We start from the raw sequence: 17,858 nt of genomic DNA, 5'->3' as shown, positions 1-17,858 counted from the left end.
AGTTACAAAGTTTTCTGACTTATTTTTCCTTTTGTGGCTTCCAAAACTAAATAGAATTGTATCCCAAATAGAAATGCGGCCAATATCAAATGCAGTGGTTGACTGGCAAACGGGAAATCGAAATAATACATTACAATCCCTGTAATTACTTCAAGTAAAAGAAGACCTAAAACCCATTTTATTTTTGAATACCCCAACCTTTTTTGAGATATATAATATGCTAAGTAGAGATTAATGAATACTACTAAAATTGAAAAAGAGCGATGGATATAAAATTGCAATGATGGATTGACGAGCCAAATATCTTTGGCATTTTCCCCAAATAAATCTATTTGGTGGTCTACAAACTGTCTTACTTGTGTTCCTAAAATAATTTGTATTAAGGTAAGACCTAATGCGATCCATATGATTAATGTTGCTTTTTTATCATATTTCTCATTTTGAGAAATGGGATCAGTTTTAAAAATAAGATAGACCAGCAATGCTACAATGAAAAGGGCCATAACCATATGCACCGTTATTTTTACAGGTTCAAGAACGGAATAAACCACTGTTGCACCCAACCAGGCTTGAAAACCCATAGAGAACACAACCAGCCAGGATATTATAGTAATTCTTTTCTTTTTTTTCCAATATCCGAATGAAGCGATAGCCAGCACCAAGGTGCCGAGACCGGCCAGGGCGCCAAAAAGCCGATTTATAAATTCGATCCAAGTATGCCAGGGATTAAATTCCGCATAATCGTGTTTGGTATAGGTTTCCCAATTATTGATTTCGAAGAAATCAGAAGTCTTTAAATCATTTTTAGCTACCTGGAGGGTTTCATTCAGAATTATAACTTGTCCCTTTTTATAATCTTTGTTCGGTTGCCACTGTAGTTCAGATTCATTGGTAGGAGGTATATAATGACCGAAGCATTTTGGCCAATCGGGGCATCCCATACCGCTTCCTGTCATGCGAACCACAGCTCCTGCTATGATTACCAAATAAACAAGTACCAATGAAATTTTGGAAATTTTTCTAAAATTCTTTTGCATAGGAGCTTAAAATTCTAAGCAAAATTACTACTCTTTTATTCAAATACTTGCATAATCCTTTTAAGAGAAATAATAAATATTAGTAATTAAACTCATTGGATTAAAACAAAAGTTCTCATTTACGCTTTACAACTTTTCTAAAAATTTGTCCTAGTTATTTTTCGTGAAAACCTAATTCTGTGCCTTTTTTGATCATAAATTTATAAGCGGGTTCGTATTCATTTAGAATCTCACCTTCCAGAATAGCCTCTTTTATTGCATCTTTTATGATGCCAATTTCTTTAGAGGGTTTAAGGTTAAAAGTTTTCATAATTTCCTCACCACTTATTGGGGGTTGAAAATTTCTTAAATGATCACGTTCTTCTACTTCAATTATTTTTTGTCTTACAATCTTAAAATTGTTTTTATACTTTTTCTGTTTATAAGAATTTTTTGTAGTAATATCAGCCTCACATAGGGTCATAAGATCGTCTACGTGCTCTCCGGCATCAAATACCAATCGTCTTACTGCTGCATCAGTTACATTATCCTGTGAAAGAATTATCGGCCTTGAACTCATTCGTACCATTTTCTGGACAAATTTCATTTTGTCGTTTAATGGCATATGCAATCTTTTAAATAATTTAAATACCATTTTAGAACCTACAAATTCATGTGCGTGAAAGGTCCAACCTATCTTATTATCAAACCTTTTGGTGGGTGCCTTGCCTATATCATGCAGCAGTGCTGCCCATCGTAACCATAAATTTTCGCTAGTCTCAGCAATATTATCAACAACTTCCAGAGTGTGCCAAAAATTGTCTTTATGGCGTTGTCCCTCAATTTCTTCAATACCTTCCAAAGCTGTTAATTCAGGTAGTAAAAAGGGTAATAATTCGGTATTATGTAAAAGTTTTAGACCAATAGATGGCTGATTACATGCTAGAATTTTATTTAATTCATCAACAATTCGCTCCTGAGAAATTATTTCTATTCGTTCCTTATTTTCTATAATAGCTTGAAGCGATTTTAATTCGATGTTAAAACCCAGTTGTGTAGCAAAACGAATAGCTCTCAACATTCTCAAAGGATCATCAGAATAGGTTACGGAAGGATCTAATGGGGTCCGAATTAATTTATTATTCAGGTCTTTAACTCCATCAAACGGATCTAGTAGTTGGCCATAATCTGATTCATTAAGTGATATAGCCATGGTATTTATAGTAAAGTCACGTCTTTTCTGGTCATCTAATAGTGTTCCATCCTCAACAACAGGCTTTCTACTATCTCTTGTATAACTTTCTGTTCTGGCGCCTACAAATTCTATTTCCCAATTATGATGTTTTATCATCGCGGTCCCAAAATTCTTGTAGACCGAAACATTGGGTTTTCCCTTGAGTTTTGAGGCTACCTTTTTAGCGAGCTGAATTCCACTACCTACAGCAACAATATCTATATCCTTAGATTTACCCCTTTCCAATATAAGATCTCTAACATATCCACCAATTACATAGCTGTCCATAGAAAGCTCCTTCGCAGAGCTTGCAATAATTGGGAAAATGGAGTCTTGTAAGCTTTTTTTGTAATTTGTCAGCGTCATAATTTAGATCACTTCTGAATCGAGTTGCCAAGGTGGGTAGAAATCCGGAATAATAAAACTAGGATTTTTTGTTGTTCTACTTACGGATAATTTTTACAGTTCCATCATTACCCAATTTAATAATGGAAGAAGGTGATTTAATAGTTGTTTTCTGCTCCAAATTTACCACATAGTCCACACCTTTTAAAATCAAATCACTTATTTCTGTAAAATTCTCCGGTGTAGGTTCCCCACCTAAATTTGCAGAAGTAGAAACAATGGGTCTTTTGAAATTTTGAATTAAGCGTTGACAGAACTGATCAGACGCGACTCGTATAGCGAGCGTGTTATCCTCGGCAATAAGATTCCGAGCAACACCTATTGGGTTATCATAAATAATAGTAACTGGTCTTTCAGATAGATCCATGATATCATAAGCTGCTTCAGGAACTTTTTCTACATATTGTTCCAGCATAAACTGATTAGAAACCAGGCAGATCATTGTTTTTTTATCCGATCTTTTTTTGAGTTTGTATATTTTCTCTACTGCACTCTTATCTGTAGCATCGCAGCCAATACCCCAAACCGTATCGGTCGGATACAGTATAATTCCTCCCTCTTTTAAAATTTCTATTGCTGCCGCTATTTCTTCTTTGATCATTACTGTTTAAAAAGGGATAAAGTTTTTTTCGACTTAATTCAGTCCTAATTTATGGCAAAATACGTTGTTCTTGTTTTAACGATTTTCCCATTGGAAGTCCAATTAATATACGATGGAATAATTTAAAATATTTAGGTTTTACAATAGAAACCAGACCATAGCGCAAAATAAAAAACAGTCTTAATATTTGATAATGAAAATACCCGTAGTTCTTTCGTATAACATAGAACATTGACGTTTTAAGTTCAATTTTTGTTCGGATATTCCAGGCGGTTTTTTGAATACTCACTCCTTGATAATGAAGATATGAAGCAGAGGGAACAAAATATGTTTTTCTATTTTTCTTCTTTAACCTATAACAGATATCACTCTCCTCAAAATACAAGAAAATAGTTGTATCAAATCCCCCTACGGAATCAAAATCCTTAGCCCTAAAGAACATAAAGCTACCATTTACATAATCAACTGATAATGGTGTTGCATACTGTTTTCGTCTGTTAGGCTTCGTTCTTGGAAAAACTAATTCCAACATTTTTTTACCAAAAATTTCCCTTCCAATAGAAGTGAAATGATCAAAGCTAACTTCTTTCTTTTGGTGCTCATTAAAAATTTGAGGTCCGCATAATGCTGCATCCTCTGTTTTTTCCATAAAATCAAAACATATTTTTATAGGATCTTTTATAAGTAAAGTATCATTATTTAAGAATAGGTAATAGGTGGCATTAGCATACTGAACCCCATGCATATTACCACCGCCAAAACCAGTATTTATCCTGCTTCGGTATAGACTTATATTGGTGTTTTTTAACTCAGAAATATAGTTTTTCAATACTTCATAATCTTCATTTTTGGAGGCATTGTCTACTACAATAATTTCGCACGAAATTGTACCTGTCGTATTTTCCAAAACGCTTTGAATACACTTTTTGGAAAACTCAGAAGAATTGTAATTAATAATGATTATGGCTAAATCAAATTTAGTACTTCTCATTCAACGAGTTATCTGTTATTGCTCTATTGCAATATTTATTTAGGAAAAGAAGTAATTGATCTTCAAAAAGAATAGGTGTAAAATATTCGTAGAGGGATCTTATTACTTTTTTAATTTTCTTTTTATTCATATTTACAAATAATTCCGGATGATAGTCATTTAGATGGATGGCAATATTCAACTCAGATGAACTATCATGCCACGCCTCTTTAACAATAAAAGGACTAAAGAGGCAAAATGTTGGCACCCCCAGGGCTTTAGCTATATTAGCGGCCCCTCCTTCATTTCCAATTAGGGCATCACACTGTGAAAGTATCAGAATAAACTCCCTTAAAGAATTTGCGTAAAAGTCAAAATTTATTAATGATTTGGACACTTCGTTACACTGTTCATAAATGGCCCTGGCCTCATCTCTTTGATTCGGTAAATAATTAAAAAGGACCATACCGTCATTGTTTGAACAAATTATGTCAACAACTTCGGACATATATTCAGAGGGGTAAGTTTTTAAGGCACTACTCCCCAAAATACTTATCATGATCAGTTTCTGGTCAGAGTTTCTTTTTAACTCCCCAACTTTGTGTTTAGCGAAAGAAATTTCTTCCTGGCTAAGATATAATTTAGGAGAGATAGAATAATCATCAAATTCAGATGCGATAGGATTAAGTAATTGCAATCTGATTTTATTAGCAAGTGAATTCTTGTTATCAGCTATTTGGCTTTCTATTACCGTATCAGTATATATCCAGGAAGTGTACCATCTATGGTGAGCAATTTTCTGTTGGGATCGGGCAAAAATAGAAATCAGGTTGCTTTCCAATTTCCCATAAGCATCTATAACTGCATCGTAAGATTGCGTTCGGATCGATTTTAAAAATGAATAAAAGGCCATTTTATTCTCGCTATATTCTTGTTTAAAAACGATGATATGGTCTATATTTGGATTATTATTCAATACCGCTAATGTATTTTCATTTGCAACATAATGCACGGTACATTCAGGGAATAATTGTTTTAAAGTACCACAAATAAGGGTACTTGCTAATACATCCCCTATCATTTTTTGTTGAATGACAAGAAATTTCATTTTCCCCCCATTCCTACTAATAACTTCAGGTGTTTTTGACCTGCTTTTATGATCTAAATGCACACAGACGGAACTATATCGAAGTTGTTTAGACTTAATCCCGTAATTGTGTAAAAGTTCTCTAAGTTCCCTGTCTTCAACTTCATCTCCATTTCCTTCGTCAAAACCATTAACTTTGAGAATATCTCTTTTCCATCCCGAAGAATTGTACTTGTTCCAACTGTATTTTGTGGGTGCGAAAGAATTAAGGACTTTTGAAACTAATCCTCTTGAGGATAGCCTTGAGTTAATGAATGATTTTTCTATTCCTTGCTCTTTAAGCCAGTTGATTTTAAAGCAATTTTGTTCTTCAATGTCCTTTTGTGTCAAAGTCCTTGATATATTCAAAGGCAGCAAATAAGAGACTCCTGAAATAAATGTTTTGGGTTCCTTATTTATATAGTGAACCTGCACAAAATCCTCTCTTGGAATACAGTCACCTTCAGTCATAATTATGTAATCCGTATGGGATGATAAAATGGCTTTATATAATATTTTGCTTTTCTGAAAGCCATGATCCTCTTCCCAAATATGACTTATTGGAAACGATAACCTGGTCTTTATACGATTAATCAATTCCTTAGTTTGGCCCCCCGATCCATTGTCGGCAATGATCAATTCGAAATTCATGAAAGTCTGGCAATTGAATCCCCATAGAACCTTTTCCAACAATTCAGGTTGGTTGTAAGTACTTACTATTACACTTACTAAACTCATTTGAGATTATTTATTTTCACCATTATTACAAATGTAGTTTTTTGCATACCATATCCAATATGCTTTCCTAACTAATACGGGATTAATGCAGATAAAAAGGTCATAAAGTTCAATAAAACAAAGATATCTGCTAAGTATTTAAAATGCGAATATGATGGAATATAATTAAAGGGGTTACGATGTGGATTTGCGCTAAAATAAGTAATAATAATAGCGAAAATTAAAAAAATTGACGCTATTAGCCAGGTTAATATTATTCCTTTCCGGTAATTAAGTAATGAAGTAAGAGAAAAGTGGAGTATCTGTACTTATTCTGGCATAACCAAATAATAAGCAAGGTTATTCTTAGTCTCCAATCTCTTTAATTCCCGAAAACGCTCTAGAACGCCTAGTGAATCGAGATAGCAGATAATAATTCCTTTTTTGCCATCAAGTATACCTAATCGAAGGAAATAACGATGTATAAATTTCCAACTTGGCTTAAGGACCATGTATGCGTAATTGAATTTTTTCTCTTTGAAAAATGACTCTTTAGCCTTTAATCGACCATAACTTATCATTTTCTCTTTGTATTCCTCGAAATTTTTGTAGCAATAATGAATTAGTTTTTCATTTAAGATTCCCGAAGACCCTTTAATATCCAAGGTCTCATGTACCAATTTTTCTTCAGAAAATTTAACTCTACTCTTTCTAAACAGCCGATAGTTCTTATCCGTTTGCCATCCGCTAAAGAGTAAAGTTTTATTCTGGAACATAAACTTCCTATAAAACCAGTACGCTGAGTGTTCAGGGTTGGAATTTAGTGTTTCTAAAATCTCATATTTAAGATTTTCGGAAACAACCTCATCTGCATCTACAAAGAGAACCCAATCATTTGAAGCTTGTTTTAAGGCAAATGATTTTTGTAAGGTAAAGTTATCAAAGGGATGTTGCATTACCTTTACATTATCCAGATTGGCTAAATATTCATATGTCCCATCTGTACTAAAAGAATCAACAACGATTATTTCATCGGCAAAAGCTATAGATTGGATACATTTTTCTATGTAACCAATTTCATTATAAGTAATAATTAATGCTGATATTTTCTCCTTGGAACTCTTCATTTCAAAAATGATATGTAGGTATTATTCCTAAACAATTAACAAAGTTATAACTATTAATTAGAGAAAATATTATCCCAAACAATATTTTTAAAAAAATTATACAGCTACGTTATACTCCCTGAGTGCTTCATTTAAGGAAGTTTTTTTGTTTGTGCTCGCTTTGCGTACACCAATAATAAGAGCACAGGGAACCTGAAATTCTCCCGCAGGAAAATTCTTCGTATAACTACCGGGAATTACTACAGATCTTGCGGGGACCAGACCTTTTCGCTCTACTGGAGTAACACCGGTTACATCAATAATCTTTGTGGAAGCAGTTAACACAACATTTGCTCCTAAAACTGCCTCCTGCTCAACTCTTACACCTTCAACGACAATACATCTGCTGCCAATAAAGGCATTATCTTCAATTATAACCGGCGCGGCCTGTAAGGGCTCTAAAACCCCTCCTATACCAACACCACCACTTAAATGTACGTTTTTTCCAATTTGCGCACAGCTCCCAACGGTGGCCCAGGTATCAACCATAGTACCTTCATCTACATAGGCACCAATATTTACGTAACTGGGCATTAGGATTGTGCCTTTTGAAATGTACGCACCATGTCTAGCTACAGCGTGAGGAACCACGCGAATCCCCTTTTCCTTGTAGCCTCTCTTAAGAGGAATCTTATCGTGATATTCAAAAATCCCTGCTTCCAGAGTTTTCATTTTTTGAATAGGGAAGTAAAGTACAACTGCCTTTTTCACCCATTCATTTATCTGCCAATCTCCCTTCACAGGTTCAGCACATCGTAATTTCCCATCATCAATTAATTGAATTACTTCCCTTATAGCATCTTGTGTTTTAGTTTCTTTCAGGAGTTCTCTATTTTCCCAGGCTTTTTCAATAGTATTTCGAAGTACATTCATATTATCAGAATAATTTGCGCAAAGATAGGAGGTAACTATTAATAAATCTTTAATTTTTATAGGCGTAACAATTTATCCCTTATTTTTGCAAAAAAATTTGATTTGGCAAGAATTATTGCACTAGATTTTGGCAAACAGCGAACGGGGATAGCAGTTACAGACGAGTTACAGCTTATTGCCTCTGGATTAGCTACCGTTAACACCAAAGATCTTTTACAGTATCTGAAAGATTATACGGCCAATGAAAATATTGCAGGGATAGTTGTTGGTGAGCCCAAGCAGCGAGACAATACACCATCTGAGTCAGAAGCTTCAATTCAGGTATTTTTGAAAAAATTAAAGACTTCTTTTCCATTAATTCCAATTGATCGGCAGGATGAGCGATTTACATCAAAAGTTGCATTTCAATCCATGGTAGAAGCAGGGCTTAAAAAAAAGCAACGGCAGAAGAAGGAATTGATAGACGAAATAAGCGCAACCCTGATTTTACAGTCATATTTAAACAGAATACAGTAGAATGACTTTATCTATATTAGCATACGGAGATCCAATTTTAAGAAAAGTAGCGAAATCTATAAACAAAGACTATCCCCAATTAAAGGAATTAATAGTCAATATGTGGGAAACTATGTATAATGCAAATGGCGTGGGATTGGCTGCTCCACAAATTGGACTGCCAATTCGATTATTTATAGTAGATACAGGACCTTTTGCAGATGATGATGAATTAACTCCGGAAGAACAGGAGGCTCTTAAAAATTTTAAAAGAGTATTTATTAATCCTAAAATTGAGGAGGAATGCGGCACTAATTGGGCTTTTAATGAAGGTTGTCTTAGTATTCCTGATATCCGTGAGGATGTTACCCGTTTGGATACGATTGAAATTAGCTATTTGGATGAAAATTTCAATCCTCATAAAGAGACTTATGAAGGTCTTTTGGCTAGAGTTATACAACATGAATACGACCATATTGAGGGAATTCTCTTTACGGATAAACTGTCCAGCCTCAAAAAAAGATTGCTGAAAGGCAAGCTTACTAATATCTCAAAAGGTAAAATTAATGTGGAATATAAAATGCGTTTTCCAGATTTAAAAAAAGTACGTTAAACCGGTGGATTAATTCCATAAAGAGTAAGATTTATTGTTTTAAAAATACATATGAGTTTAGATAAAATACTATCAATTGGCGGTAGGCCAGGACTATACAGAATGCTTACCCAAACCAGAACAGGGCTTGTCGCGGAATCCCTGATGGATAATAAAAAAGTTACTGTGGGTATGAGTAGTAACGTGAGCGTGCTTTCCGAAATTGCTATTTATACTTTAGAGGAAGAACTTCCATTAAGAGCCGTATTTCTAAAAATTCAAATCAAGGAAAATGGAGGTAAAACCTCCGTTAAGCATAAAGATGATAAATTAAGCCTTGAGGAATACTTTTTTGAAGTATTACCTAATTACGATGAAGACAAGGTCTATGTAAGTGATATCAAAAAAGTTATTCAATGGTATAATATTTTACATGATCATGGAATTACAGATTTTACTTCACCAGAAGAAGATTCGGATAAAACGGTGAAAGAAGAAAAGCAATAACAGGTTTTTAAAACTAGTCTTTTTGGATGGTTTTATATGTAAACTTACTTTCCTTCCAATCAATTAAGTTGGACCTATAAAACTTAACATTCATTCTGTCCATATAAGGTGCCTGGTTTGCAAGGCGAACTTTGAAATTGTCCCAATTTCTGTTTTCTTCCGTACTCCAGCTCAGTTCAGAATACCCGATAACCCTTGGAAATGCCAGATATTCTAATTCATCAATATTGCTTATAGTTTCGGACCAAAGTGGTGCTTCTACGCCTAGAATGTTTTCCTTTGGAATACCTGCATAACCCTCCGGTGACCATACATATGCCGTATCAACAGGAATATATGCTGCCCAATCGAGCCCGTATTTGGAAAGAGTGTCGTATTGCATATCTAAATACGCTTTGGTTGCAGGTGAAAGAATTACTTTCATACCTTTTTGAACCGCTGTAGTAGCATTTTCTGTACTAGCCCAAAACTGAGCTATAGACGTACTATCCAAATCTGCTGTTGCCACTTCATCCCAGCCAATCATTTGCTTCCCATATTTCTGAACAATCTTTTCTACTTTATTTACAAAGAAGTTATAATCATTCTTTTTGGTAACATGGCTTTCATCCCCGCCAATATGGAAATAAGGACCGGGTGTTATCTCCGAGATCTCACGTACCACATCATCAATAAAAGCATAGACCGTATCTTTTCTAGTGTCAAAAGTGCTAAACCCTACAGCGGTTCCCTCATACAATTTCGGGGTTTTTCCATTTCCATTTAGGATGGGATAGGATACTGAAGCCGCATTAGTATGTCCGGGCATATCAATTTCTGGTATTATCATCATATATCTTTGTTGTGCATAGAATACAATATCTTTATAATCTTCTTGAGTAAAGAAGCCACCAGCTTCTCCACCAACTTCGGTGCTACCCCCAACTTCGGTCAGCTTTGGCCATGATTTGATTTCTATCCGCCAGCCCTGGTCATCTGTCAGATGCAGATGCAGCACATTTATTTTATAGTAGGCCAGGATATCAATATATTTTTTTACATCATCAACACTAAAGAAATGACGGGCAACATCTAACATAGAACCCCTGTATTCAAAATTAGGTTCATCTAAAATTTTTCCTGTGGCTATCGGCCATAACGACGTTTCGGCAAGTGTATCATTACTGCTTTCCGGGATGAGTTGTCTCAGGGTCTGTACTCCACGAAATGCCCCTTCAGATGTCTTTGCATTAAGTATAATTGAATCTTTAGAAATATATAATTGGTAAGCTTCCGGGCCTTCAAGCTCGTCGCTATGAGATTGATTTATATAGATCATTCGGGTAATCTGTCCGGGATCTGTTTTGTTTACCGCAAGTCTTAAATTCGTTTTCGATTTTATTTTTTCGGCAAGAAAAGAACCTACCTCTTCAAAACCCTTGTCGGTTTGTGATGTGAAAATCGCGGTGGTATGATCTAAGCCAAAGGCGCCATGGGTAGGAACTATCTTCAGAGGTTTTGGAATCAGATTTTCTGAACTCAGGTCTGTTGGGGGAAATGCAATTTCTCTCATCTTATTTCCTTGACATCCAATAAAATTGGCTATTACGAAAAGTAGTACAAACGATTTTAAAAGAGTTGATTTTATCATTATTACAAATTTTATTGAACATAATTACTAATTATCTGATACCATAATTCATATCCTTTTGAATTAAGGTGAAGACCGTCCTCAATAAAGATATCTTGTCTTAATTTCTTCCCATCGAGCATGATATCCCAAATATTGGCATAATCCAGGTCTAGTTCGTTTCTACACAAACGATTAAACCTACGATTAAGGCCTTTATATTTTCTTTTTAGATGCCAGCGGGCCAAACTGGGTTTGGCAGAAATAAGAACAATCCGGGTGTCCGGATTATAGTTCCTTATTTTGGCTATTATTTCTTTAGTCACCTGAATAATTTTCTTAGGTCTTTTATGATCACTCAAGTCATTATCTCCCTCATATATAAAAACTTTTTTTGGATTGTATTGCAATATCAATTCATCTGTATAAGCTAATAAATCCGATGCCTGAGAGCCACCAAAACCCGAATTAACTATCTGGTATTCAGGAAAAATTTCCTGCAGATTATTCCAAGTTCGTATACTGGAACTACCCGTAAAAACTATAGTCTCTTTGGTACTGTCCAATAGTACCTCGTATTTCTTTTGAATTGCCAGAATATCTTCCTGAAAACGGGAAGCATCCTGGGCCACAGTTTCAAGGCCCATGAACATAAAGAAAACAATTAAGGGAATTCGCATGCTCTATAAAAGAAAGCAATATACTTTTAATTAAGGGAATGTTCAACAATTTTGGAATAATAGAAAGTAGCCCTTTCCTCAGAAAAATGGTCCAGCACAAATACATAAAATGATAAAAGCATTAATGATATACCAATTGCTCGGATATTTGGGGCATGTGATAACAGCAAAAAAAGCATACCCAGGATCATAATACCAAAAAATATTTTTTGTGTAATTGGATACCATCTTATAAAATCTGCTGTCCTTTTTTTTTCACTCTCTAAAAAATGTTGTGGATTTTCTTTAAACCGTATTTCATATGTCGGCATACGTTTCTGGTTTGTACTCACAAGGTAGATTCCTGCGCTAATGGTCAGGATGGCAATTACAAGCAAAGGCAAAATCATGGCCCGTGCAGCAGGGGTACTTCCCCATTTAAAATAAGCCAGACTGATTATTAATACGGACACTCCAAATAAAAGACTCATTTTGCCTTCAAAAATTTCTCCTTTGCACCAGTTGATTGTGTCATTAATGACTTCCATCTCTTAAATTCAATTTATTCAGTATTAACGGAAACTGTAATTCCTTCAGCAACAGACCAGTCATAAAATCTTGAAATCCAATTATCTGAAGGTAACCCTTGTTTTCTCATCCCAAAACCATGTCCGCCTTTGGCATACATATGAAGTCCAACCTTCTTGCCTGCATTTAAATAAGAAGAATATAGTTCAATACTACCACCTGCCAATCCTAATGGATCATCAGTCGCACAAATAATTAGCATGGGTGGTGCATCACTTGGGCACTCCATTACTGGCATAGCAGAAGTCCATGGATATACCGGAACCAGAAAATCTGGTCTGTTATCCTCAGAATAATTATAACCTACTCCCATTGTCACCGCGCCGCCTGCAGAGAACCCCATGAAACCTATTTTTTTAGGGTCAACACCCAAGGCCTCTGAATTTTCCCTAACATATGCAAGGGCGGACAATCCGTCCTGAACAGACAAGGGCAGCACTGGTGCTACTGTTTCAATAATCTTTTCACCAATTTGCATTGCTTCCTGAACCCCATCCTCACCGGTGGGCACAAGCCTATATTTTAAGACAAAAGCCGTTATACCTTTTTTGTTTAACCACTTCGCTACTTCATTTCCTTCACTATTAATACTTAAGGCATAAAGGCCACCGCCGGGAGCAATAATTACGGATGTACCATTGGATTTGGCCGCATCAGGTTTAAAGACTTGCATTGTTGGAATGGAGACATTAGTCACAACCTGTGTCTGCCAGATCTTTGAAAAATATTCCTTTTCGTCACCAATCCATTCAACTTGCCCGGCCTCGTCGAAGGGTAATTCAATAATTTCCTGTGAAAAGGCAATTCCAATTTGTAAAAGGCATAATAATGCCGTGAAAGTATTTTTCATAAAATTATTTTATATGGTTATATAACTTTGCTTAGTTTTTATCTACCAAAGCCTGGTATACAAATTGTGAAAATTTGGAACCATAATAGTTGCTATATGGCTGAACCTGAGTCATTAAGATGGCTATTAAATCTTCCTTTGGATCAATAAAAAAGTAGGTGCTATAAGCGCCACTCCAATAAAATGCTCCTTTTGAACCAAGAGCTTTACTTTTAGCGACATCTGTGGTTATTCCAAAACCAAGACCAAATCCCTGTCCAGAATATAAGTCTCCCACCTGATTCATAGTCATTATTTCTACAGTCTTGGGACTTAAAAGTCGCTTTCCATTGCCCTCACCTCCATTGAGAATCATATGACAAAATTTCATATAGTCATCTGCTGTAGAAAAAAGTCCGTGAGTTCCACCGTAGACCATATTCCCTTCAATAGGGAGTTGTTGTTCTGAGTTGACTAGTTTACCATCTTCGTTGAAATTATGAACAGGAACCCATCTATCCTGGTCATCAGCAGGAATATTATACCCGGTATCTCTCATTTCCAAAGGATCAAAAATTCTAATTTGAAGGAATTCAGCGGTAGTCATGCCGGAAAAATGCTCAATTAGTAGCGATAGTACATCTGGGGAGGCGCTATAATGCCATTGCTCTCCGGGATGTCCTATAAGGGGTAAACCTATAAGAGTGTTTACCCTGCTTTCAATGGAAGTTTGAGGCTCAAAATATATGGCCTGAGCAATTTCATTGTCCAAAGTTGTACCCCCAATACCGTGGGTAAAGCCTGCAGTATGTGTTAGCAGTTGATGAATAGTTATTTCAGATTTTGCAGGCTCGGTAGTACCATCTATTCCATTATTTACATCAAGAGCTACCTTAAAGTCTTTAAACTGTGGGAGGTATTTGGAAACAGGGTCGGCGAGGAAAAAATGTCCTTCCTCATATAACATTAAAAAGGCAGCGGAGATTATTGGCTTGGTCATAGACATTATATGAAAAATATTGTCTTGTTGCATAGGTTTCTTGGCTTCCCAGCTGCTGTATCCCAAAGCTGCTTTGTGTACTATCTGTCCGTTCCGATATATATAGGAAACAGCCCCGGGTATTCGTCCTTCAGTTATTTCAGTATTCAAAAAAGTTGAATACCTATCGAGGCGTATTTCTGAGAATCCAGAGATTACTTCATTGGAGGCCGTTGAAGACTGCCCGTAGGTGAATACCAGAGAAAACAAAAGAAATAGAAATGGAAACAGAGGGTAAAAGCGCTTTTTCATAATTATAGTTATAATGGTCCTTAAATATAAAAATTTTAAGTTGGTTTACTGAAGAACTAAATTGTTTTGTCAGCTTAATTTAAAATATCACAATGACAAATAATACTTCAAACAGGTTTAATCTATTTACTAAAATAGTATTACTTTTATTTTACCTGATTAACCACCAGCACATGCGGGCAGCTTACATTATATTTATTATTTTATCAATTCTATCCAACACAACATACCTATATTGTCAGGTTACTGAATCTACTTATAACACTGCAGATCGTCCAATAGCCAGGGCAATACCTATTAAAAAGGAACCAATAATAGATGGTGAAGTAATGGACGATGAAATATGGAAAGAAATAACTCCCTTTGGCGACCTTTATCAAGTTCAACCTAATTTTGGAAATCCCGCATCTGAGAAAACTGAGATTAGAATCGCATATACAGATGAAACGTTTTATCTCTCTGTTATTTGCTATGATGCACAACCCGATAGGTTGGTGGTCTCTGATCCGCGAAGAGATGCAAATTTGGATAACACTGATGCCTTTATTTTTGTTTTGGACACTTATAAAGATGGACAGAATGGTTTTGTGTTTGGAACAAACTCGCTCGGAATTGAATATGACGCCCAGGTAGATAATGAAGGACAAGGCAATAGAAATGTAAACAGACAACAATCAGGGACTATAGGAGGTTTTAACCTTAATTGGGATGCCTCTTATAGAGTAAAGGCACAGGTCAAAGAATATGGTTGGAGTGCCGAGTTTGCGATTCCTTTGCGAACAATTCGATTTCAGGCCGGCAAAGACTGGGGAATCAACTTTCGTAGAAATATTCGCAAGACTAATGAAATTGTTTATTGGGCACAGATGCCTATCGGAATTACATTGTATCGTCTTTCGCTTGCCGGGACATTAACCGGATTGGAACTTAGAAGCCCCGGGAACCTTAAAATAATACCCTACGTTTTAGGTAGGTTGGACAAGGACTACACTTCCAGTGAGCCTAAAAATGAATTTACACCCGAAATTGGTGGGGATATAAAATACAGCATTACACCAAGCCTCACTCTTGATCTGACATATAATACAGATTTTGCCCAGGTTGAGGTGGATGATCAGCAGGTGAACCTGGATAGGTTTAACTTGTTTTTTCCTGAAAAACGACCTTTCTTTTTGGAAAATGCCGGTTTATTTACGGTAGGTAGCCCGGGGGAGGTAGATCTGTTTTTTAGTCGGCGAATAGGTATAGGAGACGATGGAAATATTGTGCCAATCATTGGTGGCGCAAGACTTTCGGGTAAATTAAACAGAACCAATGTTGGTTTACTTACCATGTTTACAGATGACGTGGACGAAGAAGGTATCGAAAAAAATAATTTTACAGTAGCCAGAGTTAATTACGAGTTTAAAGGAAGAAGTGCTTTAGGCGCCATTTTTGTAAATCGTTCAGGTTTGGAATCGAACGATGATTATAACCGAACTTATTCTATTGACGGGAAACTTGGTCTGGGTAGAAAGGCTAGATTATCCGGATTTTACTCTAAGACTTCAGGTTCGTACGATTCCATAAATGAACATGCTTTTAAACTACAGGCAGACTATAATTGGGATAATTGGGAAATGCGTGCGGCATATACAGAAGTTGGCCAGGGTTTTAATCCGGAGGTAGGATTTCTTTTGCGTTCAGCATTCAGAAAACCAGAGGGCCTGGTGCTCTATCATCTCAGGCCTCAAAATGAAAATTCAAAGATTTTGGAATTAAGGCCACATGTATCCTACAGAGGATATTGGAATTTTGATGGATTTCAGGAAACCGGTTTTTTGCATATAGATAATCACTGGGAGTTTAAAAGTGGTACGGAAATACACACAGGTTTAAACTTAACTACAGAGGGCCTTCTTGAGCCGTTTGAGATTAGTGAGGGGGTAATTGTGGAGCCCGGCACTTATAAACATGCAGAGGGACAATTGGTATTTTTTACGAATGGCTCTAAACCAGTATCTGTTAATGTCAGGTCTGTATTTGGAGGTTCATTTGGTGGTATGCGATCCCTGAATACCCTTGCTTTGCAATTTAGAGCAGGTGAAAAATTTAATGCAAATCTTTCTTATCAATACAACAAATTCGAACTACCCGGAGGTGATTTTACCGCAAATGTTTTTCAAACCAGACTGACCTATGCTTTTAAACAAAACGTCTTAATTCAGGGACTTGTACAAAATAATACGGTAAACAATCTTTGGGCATTCAACTTTAGATTTAGTTGGCTACAACGGGCAAATACAGGTTTATTTATTGTGTATAATCATAATTTGCAGGATAACGATCCCTTGAACAATAGTATAATTGTAAAATATACCCGAATGTTTGATTTGGTTAAATAGACATCATTAATTAGATTTGATGGAGTTTCTATTATACCTATTTGGAATGAGATTTAATGCCTATACATTCTCTTCCAAGATCAAACATCTTTAATTTTATGTATTAATTTCAAATGTTTATAATTATATCAACTTAATACTACTAATTATGATTAAAAGTTTTACATGCTACTTGCTGTTTGGATTAATTCTAATATTTAATGCATGTGGTTTAGGTGAGAGTGCGGAGACGGATATTTTCGTTAAGGATTCAAATGATTGGTTTCAGAAAGGAAGGGCATCCTGGAAATTTGATGGTGATCAGTTGGTTGGGACCTCATTAGGTGGATCGGGATTTGTTATGACGAATAAGAAATATAAAAGTTTTACACTTTCACTTGAGTTCTATCCCGATACAGGGATTAACTCTGGAATATTTGTAAGATGTAAAAACAAAGAGATCTCAAACAAGGATTGTTATGAAATGAATATTTGGGATTACCACCCAGACCAGGAATCGAGGACGGGATCAATTGTTACCAGGGCAAAACCATTGGTAAATGTACAAACACTGGGAAAGTGGAATAGCTATAAAATAACTTGTGAAAGTAACCATATCCGTACCTGGATAAATGGTAAACTTACAGCAGATATTTACAACGATGATTTATCTGAGGGTTATATTGCGCTTCAGGCTGCTGAAACTGGCAGAATCAAATTTAGAAATGTAAAAATAAAAGAGTTTTAAAATAATTACTCCAGAAGATAAATATTGCAGCTTTAATAACCTTGATTAATTTTTCACGATTGATTATGA

The 17,858-nt window shown here is 35.7% G+C and carries 17 protein-coding genes; 5 read left to right on the top strand and 12 right to left on the bottom strand.

Going from position 1 to position 17,858, the window contains the following annotated elements; genetic code table 11:
• Nucleotides 1-2: 2 nt before the first annotated feature.
• The 7 genes from ABJH90_RS09295 to ABJH90_RS09265 form a co-directional block, all read right to left on the bottom strand.
• Nucleotides 3-1,037, bottom strand: a complete 1,035-nt coding sequence (locus tag ABJH90_RS09295) for a COX15/CtaA family protein (RefSeq protein WP_348138630.1) — start codon at nt 1,035-1,037, stop codon at nt 3-5.
• Nucleotides 1,038-1,191: 154 nt separating this feature from the next.
• Nucleotides 1,192-2,616, bottom strand: coding sequence for an HD domain-containing protein (locus ABJH90_RS09290; RefSeq protein WP_348138628.1), 1,425 nt, complete (start codon nt 2,614-2,616; stop codon nt 1,192-1,194).
• Between the two features lie 76 nt (nt 2,617-2,692).
• Nucleotides 2,693-3,256, bottom strand: coding sequence for an L-threonylcarbamoyladenylate synthase (locus ABJH90_RS09285; protein ID WP_348138626.1), 564 nt, complete (start codon nt 3,254-3,256; stop codon nt 2,693-2,695).
• 49 nt (nt 3,257-3,305) lie between these two features.
• A complete protein-coding gene (locus tag ABJH90_RS09280) occupies nt 3,306-4,247 on the bottom strand; it encodes a glycosyltransferase family 2 protein (RefSeq protein ID WP_348138624.1) in 942 nt (313 codons plus the stop codon).
• Nucleotides 4,234-6,090 (bottom strand): glycosyltransferase family 9 protein, encoded by a 1,857-nt coding sequence (locus ABJH90_RS09275; protein WP_348138622.1) that lies wholly within the window; start codon nt 6,088-6,090, stop codon nt 4,234-4,236. The genes ABJH90_RS09280 and ABJH90_RS09275 overlap by 14 nt, the downstream gene beginning before the upstream one ends.
• A 308-nt stretch (nt 6,091-6,398) precedes the next feature.
• Entirely contained in the window at nt 6,399-7,196 is a 798-nt protein-coding gene (locus ABJH90_RS09270) for a glycosyltransferase family 2 protein (protein WP_348138620.1), read from the bottom strand.
• Between the two features lie 96 nt (nt 7,197-7,292).
• The gene (locus ABJH90_RS09265) at nt 7,293-8,108 is read right to left on the bottom strand and encodes a 2,3,4,5-tetrahydropyridine-2,6-dicarboxylate N-succinyltransferase (protein ID WP_348138618.1); all 816 of its coding nucleotides are present in this window, start codon (nt 8,106-8,108) and stop codon (nt 7,293-7,295) included.
• Between the two features lie 102 nt (nt 8,109-8,210).
• Between ABJH90_RS09265 and ruvX the strand changes: the two genes are divergently transcribed.
• From ruvX to ABJH90_RS09250, 3 genes are read left to right on the top strand one after another with little or no spacing between them, the layout of a single operon-like run.
• A complete protein-coding gene (gene ruvX / locus ABJH90_RS09260; protein ID WP_348138616.1) occupies nt 8,211-8,624 on the top strand; it encodes a Holliday junction resolvase RuvX in 414 nt (137 codons plus the stop codon).
• A 1-nt stretch (nt 8,625) separates the two neighbouring features.
• On the top strand, nt 8,626-9,216 hold the full coding sequence (def, locus tag ABJH90_RS09255) for a peptide deformylase (protein WP_348138614.1): 591 nt from the start codon (nt 8,626-8,628) through the stop codon (nt 9,214-9,216).
• Between the two features lie 51 nt (nt 9,217-9,267).
• Nucleotides 9,268-9,702, top strand: coding sequence for a DUF5606 domain-containing protein (locus ABJH90_RS09250; RefSeq protein WP_348138612.1), 435 nt, complete (start codon nt 9,268-9,270; stop codon nt 9,700-9,702).
• A gap of 13 nt (nt 9,703-9,715) precedes the next feature.
• Here the strand turns inward: ABJH90_RS09250 and ABJH90_RS09245 are convergent, their stop codons facing one another.
• The 5 genes from ABJH90_RS09245 to ABJH90_RS09225 are packed head-to-tail and all read right to left on the bottom strand — an operon-like array spanning nt 9,716 to nt 14,678.
• The gene (locus ABJH90_RS09245) at nt 9,716-11,332 is read right to left on the bottom strand and encodes a family 20 glycosylhydrolase (protein WP_348138610.1); all 1,617 of its coding nucleotides are present in this window, start codon (nt 11,330-11,332) and stop codon (nt 9,716-9,718) included.
• 11 nt (nt 11,333-11,343) lie between these two features.
• A complete protein-coding gene (locus ABJH90_RS09240; protein WP_348138608.1) occupies nt 11,344-11,991 on the bottom strand; it encodes a GDSL-type esterase/lipase family protein in 648 nt (215 codons plus the stop codon).
• Nucleotides 11,992-12,017: 26 nt separating this feature from the next.
• On the bottom strand, nt 12,018-12,518 hold the full coding sequence (locus ABJH90_RS09235) for a hypothetical protein (RefSeq protein ID WP_348138606.1): 501 nt from the start codon (nt 12,516-12,518) through the stop codon (nt 12,018-12,020).
• A gap of 14 nt (nt 12,519-12,532) precedes the next feature.
• Nucleotides 12,533-13,408 (bottom strand): alpha/beta hydrolase, encoded by an 876-nt coding sequence (locus tag ABJH90_RS09230; RefSeq protein ID WP_348138604.1) that lies wholly within the window; start codon nt 13,406-13,408, stop codon nt 12,533-12,535.
• A 31-nt stretch (nt 13,409-13,439) separates the two neighbouring features.
• Nucleotides 13,440-14,678 (bottom strand): serine hydrolase domain-containing protein, encoded by a 1,239-nt coding sequence (locus ABJH90_RS09225; protein ID WP_348138602.1) that lies wholly within the window; start codon nt 14,676-14,678, stop codon nt 13,440-13,442.
• 92 nt (nt 14,679-14,770) lie between these two features.
• Here ABJH90_RS09225 and ABJH90_RS09220 point away from each other — a divergent pair, with 92 nt between their 5' ends.
• Nucleotides 14,771-17,062 carry a DUF5916 domain-containing protein gene (locus tag ABJH90_RS09220; RefSeq protein WP_348138600.1) on the top strand — a complete coding sequence of 764 codons (2,292 nt, stop codon included), beginning with the start codon at nt 14,771-14,773 and terminating at the stop codon, nt 17,060-17,062.
• Nucleotides 17,063-17,210: 148 nt separating this feature from the next.
• Complete coding sequence (locus ABJH90_RS09215) at nt 17,211-17,789, top strand: DUF1080 domain-containing protein (RefSeq protein ID WP_348138598.1); 579 nt, start codon at nt 17,211-17,213, stop codon at nt 17,787-17,789.
• The last annotated feature ends 69 nt before the right edge of the window (nt 17,790-17,858 follow it).

This window comes from Eudoraea sp. (genome assembly GCF_039969275.1).
Lineage (GTDB): Bacteria > Bacteroidota > Bacteroidia > Flavobacteriales > Flavobacteriaceae > Eudoraea.
The sequence above is the reverse complement of the archived record's forward strand: the minus strand, read 5'-3'. Positions and strand labels throughout refer to the sequence as shown.

Bases quoted from the DNA above. Each gene is read 5' to 3' on its own strand.
- ABJH90_RS09295 (WP_348138630.1), bottom strand. From the start codon at position 1,037: ATGCAAAAGAATTTTAGAAAAATTTCCAAAATTTCATTGGTACTTGTT.
- ABJH90_RS09290 (WP_348138628.1), bottom strand. From the start codon at position 2,616: ATGACGCTGACAAATTACAAAAAAAGCTTACAAGACTCCATTTTCCCA.
- ABJH90_RS09285 (WP_348138626.1), bottom strand. From the start codon at position 3,256: ATGATCAAAGAAGAAATAGCGGCAGCAATAGAAATTTTAAAAGAGGGA.
- ABJH90_RS09280 (WP_348138624.1), bottom strand. From the start codon at position 4,247: ATGAGAAGTACTAAATTTGATTTAGCCATAATCATTATTAATTACAAT.
- ABJH90_RS09275 (WP_348138622.1), bottom strand. From the start codon at position 6,090: ATGAGTTTAGTAAGTGTAATAGTAAGTACTTACAACCAACCTGAATTG.
- ABJH90_RS09270 (WP_348138620.1), bottom strand. From the start codon at position 7,196: ATGAAGAGTTCCAAGGAGAAAATATCAGCATTAATTATTACTTATAAT.
- ABJH90_RS09265 (WP_348138618.1), bottom strand. From the start codon at position 8,108: ATGAATGTACTTCGAAATACTATTGAAAAAGCCTGGGAAAATAGAGAA.
- def (WP_348138614.1), top strand. From the start codon at position 8,626: ATGACTTTATCTATATTAGCATACGGAGATCCAATTTTAAGAAAAGTA.
- ABJH90_RS09250 (WP_348138612.1), top strand. From the start codon at position 9,268: ATGAGTTTAGATAAAATACTATCAATTGGCGGTAGGCCAGGACTATAC.
- ABJH90_RS09245 (WP_348138610.1), bottom strand. From the start codon at position 11,332: ATGATAAAATCAACTCTTTTAAAATCGTTTGTACTACTTTTCGTAATA.
- ABJH90_RS09240 (WP_348138608.1), bottom strand. From the start codon at position 11,991: ATGCGAATTCCCTTAATTGTTTTCTTTATGTTCATGGGCCTTGAAACT.
- ABJH90_RS09235 (WP_348138606.1), bottom strand. From the start codon at position 12,518: ATGGAAGTCATTAATGACACAATCAACTGGTGCAAAGGAGAAATTTTT.
- ABJH90_RS09230 (WP_348138604.1), bottom strand. From the start codon at position 13,408: ATGAAAAATACTTTCACGGCATTATTATGCCTTTTACAAATTGGAATT.
- ABJH90_RS09225 (WP_348138602.1), bottom strand. From the start codon at position 14,678: ATGAAAAAGCGCTTTTACCCTCTGTTTCCATTTCTATTTCTTTTGTTT.
- ABJH90_RS09220 (WP_348138600.1), top strand. From the start codon at position 14,771: ATGACAAATAATACTTCAAACAGGTTTAATCTATTTACTAAAATAGTA.
- ABJH90_RS09215 (WP_348138598.1), top strand. From the start codon at position 17,211: ATGATTAAAAGTTTTACATGCTACTTGCTGTTTGGATTAATTCTAATA.